The following is a 6,383-nucleotide window of genomic DNA, read 5'->3' as shown; positions in this document are numbered from 1 at the left end:
GTCCTGGATCGAGCCGTGACCGAGCTGGGGGCGCGGGGGCTGGTGGAGGCGGCCGGCGGCTACGGGGCGCAGGTGGATCCCGGGGCGCTGTCGGCGGGGCAGCGGCAGCTCGTCGCTCTGGTGCGGGCCTATGTGTCGCCGGCGCGGCTGGTGATCCTGGACGAGGCGACGTGCCACCTGGACCCGGCCGCCGAGGCGCGGGTGGAGCGGGCGTTCGTGCGGCGGGGCGGAACGCTCGTAGTGGTCGCGCACCGGCTCACCTCGGCGTTGCGCGCCCGGCGGATCCTGCTGCTGGACGGCGGCCGCGCGCTCGTCGGCGGCCACGAGGAACTGGTGGCCGCCTCACCGCTGTACGCCGACCTGGCCGGACACTGGGAACCGGAGACCGTGTCATGAAAAAAGTCATGAAGAAAACCATGAAATACCCTGAAACGTTCACCCTGCCCCTGGTCGAGAACCTGCACGGCCACCCCGTCAGCGACCCCTACCGCTGGCTGGAGGACCCGGACAGCCCGGCCACCCGCGAGTGGCTGGCCGAGCAGGAGACGCTGTGGCGCGCCGCCCGGCCGCCGCTGCGCGAGCGCTTCCTGGCCCGCCTGACCGAGCTCAGCCGCACCGGCATGGTCACCGCCCCGGTGTGGCGCGGCGGCCGGCGCTTCGACCTGCGGCAGGCCGCCGGCCAGGAGCACCCGGTGCTGTACTGCGACGACCGGCCGGTCCTCGACCCGATGGAGCTCGACCCCACCGGCCTGACCACGCTCGACGACTGGCAGCCCGACCCGTCCGGCCGCCTGCTCGCCTACCAGCTCTCCCGCAGCGGCGACGAGCGCGCCGACCTGTACGTCGGCGACGTCGGCACGGGGAAGCCGGTCGACGGCCCGATCGGCGGCTGCCGCTACTCGCCGGTGGCCTGGCTGCCCGGCGGCGACGCCTTCTACTACGTACGCTTCCACCAGGGCGTCTACCTGCACCGGATCGGCACTCGCGAGGACGTGCCGGTGTTCGAGCGCGGCCCGGTCTCCTACGGGCTGACGATCAGCCCCGACGGCCGCTGGCTGCTCATCTCCGCGGGCACCTCGTACCACGACGTCTGGCTCGCCGACCTGGCGCGCGGCGGGGAGCCGCGCCCGGTGCAGGAAGGCGTGCGGGCCCGCACGGCGGCGGCCGTCGGCCCGGACGGCCGGCTGTACCTGCTCACCGACCGGGACGCGCCACGCCGCAGGCTGTGCGTGGCGGACCCCGAGACGCCGGAGCGGTGGCGCGACCTGGTCGCGGAGGACCCGGAGGCGGTGCTCGGCTCGTTCACCGTCCTGGACGGCGGCAGGCTGCTGGTGTCGGCGACCCGGCACGCCGTCGGCGAGATCGGCCTGTACGACGCGGCGACGGGCGAGCGGCTGGGCCCGGTGCCACTGCCCGGCCTCGGCTCCATCGGCCCGCTCACCTCCCGGCCCGGCGGCGGGCACGAGGCCTGGTTCAGCTACACCGACGCCGTCACCCCGCCGCAGGTCTGGCGGTACGACGCGCGCGAGGGCAGCACCACCCTGTGGGCGACCCCGCCGGGGCACGTGCCGCCGCCGGACGTGGAGAGCCGGCGTCTGGAGTACACCTCCGCCGACGGCACCCGGGTGCGGATGCTCGTCGTGGCACGCCCGTCCGACGGCGGCCCCCGGCCGGCGATCCTGACCGGGTACGGCGGCTTCGGCATCCCCCTGCTGCCCGGCTACGCCAGCGACTCGCTCGCCTGGGTGGAGGCCGGCGGCGTGCTGGCCGTCGCCGGGCTGCGCGGCGGCGGCGAGGAGGGCGAGTCCTGGCACCGCGACGGCATGCTCGATCGCAAGCAGAACGTGTTCGACGACTTCACCGCCGCCGCCGAGAAGCTCATCGCCGACGGCTGGACCACCCCCGACCGGCTGGCCGTCTGGGGCGAGTCGAACGGCGGCCTGCTCGTCGGGGCGGCCGTCACCCAGCGGCCGGACCTGTTCGCCGCCGCCGTGTGCTCGGCCGGCCTGCTCGACATGATCCGCTACCACCGCACCGGCCTCGGCCCCTCCTGGACCGGCGAGTACGGCAGCGCGGACGACCCCGCTCAACTGCCGTGGCTGCTCGCCTACTCGCCCTACCACCGGGTCAGGAAGGGCGTGGACTACCCGGCGACGCTGTTCACCGTCTCGGCCGCCGACACGCGGGTCGACCCGATGCACGCCCGCAAGATGTGCGCGGCGATGCAGCAGGCCACCTCCGGCGACCGGCCGATCCTGCTGCGCCACGAGCCGGACGTCGGACACGGCGCGCGGGCGGTGAGCCGGTCCATCGCGCTCGCGGCCGACGCGCTGGCCTTCCTGGCCGAGCACACCGCGTCAGATCCACCCGGCCTCGCGGGCGATGCGGATGGCGTCGATGCGGCTGCGGGCGCCCAGCTTGGACGTGCTGCGGTGCAGGTAGTTGCGGACGGTGCCCTCCGCCAGGAACAGTGACGCGGCGATCTCGGTCACCGAGGCGCCCTCGGCGGCCGCGCCGATCACGTCCAGCTCCCGCTGGGTGAGCGGCGCGTCCGGCGGGCTCATCGCGGCGATCGCCAGCTCCGAGTCGATCACCCGTTCCCCGGCGGCCACCCGCCGGATGGCGTCGCCGAGCCGGCCGGGCGGCGCGTCCTTGGCCATGAAGCCGCGCACGTGCACGTCCAGCCCGCGCTTCAGCAGGCCCGGCGTGCCCACCCCGGTCAGGATCAGCACCCCGACCTCGGGCATCTCCCGGTGCAGCTGCCCTGCGGCCGACAGGCCGTCCAGGCCGGGCAGGGCGATGTCGAGCACGGCCACGTCGGGCTTGCAGGAGATCGCCGTGGAGAGGATCCGGTCACCCCGGTCCACCTCCGCGACGATCTCGATGTCCTCCTCGTAGGCGAGCAGGGCGACGATCGCCCCCCTGACGAGATGCATGTCCTCGGCCAGCAAGGTCCGGATCATCAAGTTCCTCGTGGTCAGGCGGGCGATCACACAGGCGCTCCTCATCTTTACCCACCCGCGCCGCTTCGAAAAGCGGCCAAGTCAGATCGGGAATCCTGGTGTGATCATCGTGACGCCGGGGACCGAGCCCAGCGAGGCCAGGGCCTTGCCCGCGTCGGCCAGCCCGATCGTCCGCGTGATGAGCTGGTCGGGATGCAGGAGCCCGGCCCTGATCATCTCCAGCATCGGCGGATAGGCGTGCGCCGCCATCCCGTGACTGCCCAGCAGGCTCAGCTCCAGGGCGATCACCCGGTCCATCGGCACCGGCGTCGGGCCGCCCGGCAGCAGCCCGACCTGCACGTGACGGCCACGCCTGCGCAGGCTCTCGACCGAGGCCGCGCACGTCTGCGGGCTGCCCAGCGCGTCCAGCGACACGTGCGCGCCGCCCCGGGTCAGCTCCCTGACCTGGGCGGCGGCGTCGCCCGCCGAGCCGTCGACGAAGTGCGTGGCGCCCGCCTGCTCGGCCAGGTGCAGCGCGTCGGTGCTGATGTCGACGGCCACCACCCGCGCCCCCGCCGCCGTGGCGATCATGACGGCGGACAGCCCGACGCCGCCGCAGCCGTGCACCGCCACCCACTCGCCCGGCCGCACCCGGCCCACCTGCGCCACGGCGCGGAAGGAGGTGGCGAACCGGCAGCCCAGCCCGGCGGCGGTCACCGCGGCCATCTCCTCCGGGATCGCGATCAGGTTGACGTCCGCGTGGTCGATCGCCACGAGCTCCGCGTAGGAGCCCCAGTGGGTGAAGCCGGGCTGCGTCTGCCGCTCGCACACCTGCTGCTCGCCGGTCGCGCAGGCCGTACAGGATCCGCAGGCGCACACGAACGGGACCGTGACGCGCGCGCCGGGCCGCCAGTCGCGCACCTCGGAGCCGACGGCCTCCACCACGCCCGCCAGTTCGTGGCCCGGCACGTGCGGCAGGACCCGGATGTCGGGGTCGTGCCCCTGCCAGCCGTGCCAGTCGCTGCGGCACAGGCCGGTGGCCTCGACCCTGATCACCGCCCCGTGCGGGGCGGGGGCGGGGTCGGGCAGCTCGCGCACGTCGAGCTCTCCACCGAAGACGTCAAAGGCAACCGCTCGCATCTCATGAGCTTAGGGTCAACTGCCGCAGCTCGCGCAAGGCCTGGTGGGAGCGCGACCCGGGCTCGGCGGTGTAGAGGACCAGCCGCAGGTCGTCGCGGTCGGGCACGGGCATGACCTGGCAGATCGCCTCGATCCGGCCGACCCGCGGGTGAGTGATGATTTTGCGCTGCTCGCGCCGGGGCCGCACCTCGTGCTCGGCCCACAGCCGGGCGAACTCCGGGCTGAGCGCCAGCATCTCGGTCACCAGCGCCTGCAGGCCCGCGTCGTCGGGGTAGCGGCCGGCGGCCATGCGCAGGTCGGCGACCGAGGCGCGGGCGAAGCGGCCCTTCTCCTCGTCGCCCAGGTGCTCGGCGATGTCGGGCGCCATGAACACCCAGCGGATGACGTTGAGCTGCTCGGGCGGCCGCGCGTCGAGGTCGCCGAGGAGCAGGCCGGCCACCGGGTTCCAGGCGAGCATGTCGTACTTGGCATCGAGCACGAAGGCCGGCACCTCCTCCAGGAAGGCGATCAGGTGCATGACGGAGTCGGGCACGTCGGTCCTGATCCTGACCGGCTCGAGCGGCTGCCCGGCCAGCCGGAACAGGTGGGCGCGCTCGTCCTGGTCGAGCATCAGGGCCCGGGCCAGCGCGTTGAGCACCTGCCGGGAGGGATGCGGGCCGCGCGCCTGCTCCAGCCGGATGTAGTAGTCGATCGACATGCCCGCCAGCTGCGCGACCTCCTGCCGGCGCAGGCCCGGCGTGCGGCGGCGGCCGGCGTCGGGCAGGCCCACGTCACGCACGGTGACGCGGGCCCGCCTGCTGCGGAGGAATTCGGCAAGCTCGTCGTGGTTCATGCCGCCATTGTCCGCTACGGGGTCCGCTACGGGGGAGCGGCGTGGGTGGTACCGCCGATCCCACCTACGGCCACAGATGCACCGGCAGGCCCGACAGCGCCAGCTCGCGGTAGCGCCGCACCAGCCGCTCCCGGTCGCCGCCGAACGCCTTCAGCGCCTCCCGCTGCCAGGCCGCGCCGGTGCGGCGCAGCTTGGTCCGCTGCTCGATGATCTCGAACGCGTCGTCGACGTCCTTGGCCGACACCCCGGCGCCCAGCAGCGCCGCCCGCGCCTCGGGCAGCAGGCTGAGCACCAGGTCGGCGGCCTCGAACTCGCCGTCCCTGCCGGGCCACGACAGCTTGGCGTCCAGCCCGTGCATGGCCGCCCGGTAGAAGTTCTGGTACGCCTGCGCGAACCGGTAGCCGGTCAGGTCGCGCTCGGCCTGCGCCAGCGTCAGCCCGAGCAGGAACGCGGTGTTGGCTGCCATGTCCGCGCACGACGGCCCGGCGGGCAGCGCGCGCATCTCGATGCGCAGGTGCCCGCCGTCGGCCGGGTCGTAGACGGGCCGGTTCCACTGCCAGATCGTGCCCTGATGCAGCCGGAGCTGCGGCACCTCGGCCGGGTCGCCGCCGGCGGTCAGGTCGGGCACGACCGGGTCGTAGTCGCGCACGTACCGCTCGAACAGCTCGTAGGCGCCCTCGCGCACCCAGTCGGAGCCGAACGTGACCCGCCCGTCCTTGCGGTAGAGCCGCTCCACGTCGCGGTCGTCGGCCGCCTCCTCGAACAGCGCGATCCTGGTCTCCTCCCACAGCGTCCGGCCGAGGAACAGCGGCGAGTTCCCGCACACGGCCAGCACCGGCCCGATGGCGAGCTGGGCGGCGTTGAACAGCCGGGCGAACCGGTCCGGCGGCGTGCGCAGGTGCACCTGCCAGGAGGTGTTGGCGCTCTCCAGGATCACGTTCTCGACCGACAGCTCCAAATCGTCGATCTTGACGAGGAACGGTTCCAGCCGCAGCCGCCGCATGCCCCTGCTCAACGCCTCGTAGCGGTTCTCGTCACTCATCGCGTCGGGCGTGAAGTCGTCCGCGTCGAGCGTGGGCAGGATGCCGATGGGCAGCGCCCCGCCGCCCTCGACGGCCGCGTCCACCATGCGCAGGGTCTCCTGGATCTCCCCGCCGAGCCGTTCGAACGGCCGCCCGGCCAGCGGCAGCGGGGTCAGGTTCACCTCCAGGTTGAACCGGCCCAGCTCCAGCACCACGCGCGGGTCGCCGAGCGAGTCGCGTACCTCGCTGTTGCGCGGCAGCGGCCGGCCGGCCTCGTCGACGAGGAACAACTCCAGCTCGGCGCCGATCGTGACCGGGCCCTCGCCGAACCCCGGCCGGTCGAGCAGCTCGCGCAGCACGACGAGCTGCTCCTCCAGCCGTTCGCCGAACAGCCGGAACTCTTCCTCGGAAAAACGCGCCTTGTCCAGATCCCGTCCCATCACCCCC

General features: G+C 73.7%; 6 protein-coding genes. 2 read left to right on the top strand and 4 right to left on the bottom strand.

Annotated features, from left to right (window positions below; all coding sequences use genetic code 11):
• Together ADY59_RS22660 and ADY59_RS48925 are read left to right on the top strand one after the other, a co-directional pair.
• Positions 1–396: ATP-binding cassette domain-containing protein (locus ADY59_RS22660; protein WP_156325660.1), on the top strand; the 396-nt coding region annotated here is incomplete at its 5' end.
• Between the two features lie 20 nt (positions 397–416).
• Positions 417–2,474: a prolyl oligopeptidase family serine peptidase gene (locus ADY59_RS48925; RefSeq protein ID WP_082310318.1), complete on the top strand. Its 2,058-nt coding sequence runs from the start codon at positions 417–419 to the stop codon at positions 2,472–2,474.
• Here the strand turns inward: ADY59_RS48925 and ADY59_RS22650 are convergent.
• From ADY59_RS22650 to ADY59_RS22635, 4 genes are all read right to left on the bottom strand, one after another.
• A complete protein-coding gene (locus ADY59_RS22650; RefSeq protein WP_049565247.1) occupies positions 2,358–2,963 on the bottom strand; it encodes a response regulator transcription factor in 606 nt (201 codons plus the stop codon). The two genes, ADY59_RS48925 and ADY59_RS22650, sit on opposite strands and share 117 nt — an antisense overlap.
• An 81-nt stretch (positions 2,964–3,044) precedes the next feature.
• Complete coding sequence (locus tag ADY59_RS22645; RefSeq protein WP_049565231.1) at positions 3,045–4,082, bottom strand: zinc-dependent alcohol dehydrogenase family protein; 1,038 nt, start codon at positions 4,080–4,082, stop codon at positions 3,045–3,047.
• A 1-nt stretch (position 4,083) separates the two neighbouring features.
• A complete protein-coding gene (locus ADY59_RS22640) occupies positions 4,084–4,914 on the bottom strand; it encodes a helix-turn-helix transcriptional regulator (protein ID WP_049565230.1) in 831 nt (276 codons plus the stop codon).
• Positions 4,915–4,978: 64 nt separating this feature from the next.
• Positions 4,979–6,376, bottom strand: a complete 1,398-nt coding sequence (locus ADY59_RS22635; protein WP_049565228.1) for a glutamate--cysteine ligase — start codon at positions 6,374–6,376, stop codon at positions 4,979–4,981.
• Positions 6,377–6,383 lie beyond the last annotated feature (7 nt).

The sequence above is a fragment of the Nonomuraea sp. SBT364 genome (assembly GCF_001083785.1).
Taxonomy (GTDB): domain Bacteria; phylum Actinomycetota; class Actinomycetes; order Streptosporangiales; family Streptosporangiaceae; genus Nonomuraea.
This window is presented reverse-complemented; position numbering and strand designations above follow the sequence as displayed.

Excerpts from the sequence above, each read along its gene's own strand:
- ADY59_RS48925 (WP_082310318.1), top strand. The coding sequence starts at position 417 with ATGAAATACCCTGAAACGTTCACCCTGCCCCTGGTCGAGAACCTGCAC.
- ADY59_RS22650 (WP_049565247.1), bottom strand. The coding sequence starts at position 2,963 with ATGATCCGGACCTTGCTGGCCGAGGACATGCATCTCGTCAGGGGGGCG.
- ADY59_RS22645 (WP_049565231.1), bottom strand. The coding sequence starts at position 4,082 with ATGCGAGCGGTTGCCTTTGACGTCTTCGGTGGAGAGCTCGACGTGCGC.
- ADY59_RS22640 (WP_049565230.1), bottom strand. The coding sequence starts at position 4,914 with ATGAACCACGACGAGCTTGCCGAATTCCTCCGCAGCAGGCGGGCCCGC.
- ADY59_RS22635 (WP_049565228.1), bottom strand. The coding sequence starts at position 6,376 with ATGGGACGGGATCTGGACAAGGCGCGTTTTTCCGAGGAAGAGTTCCGG.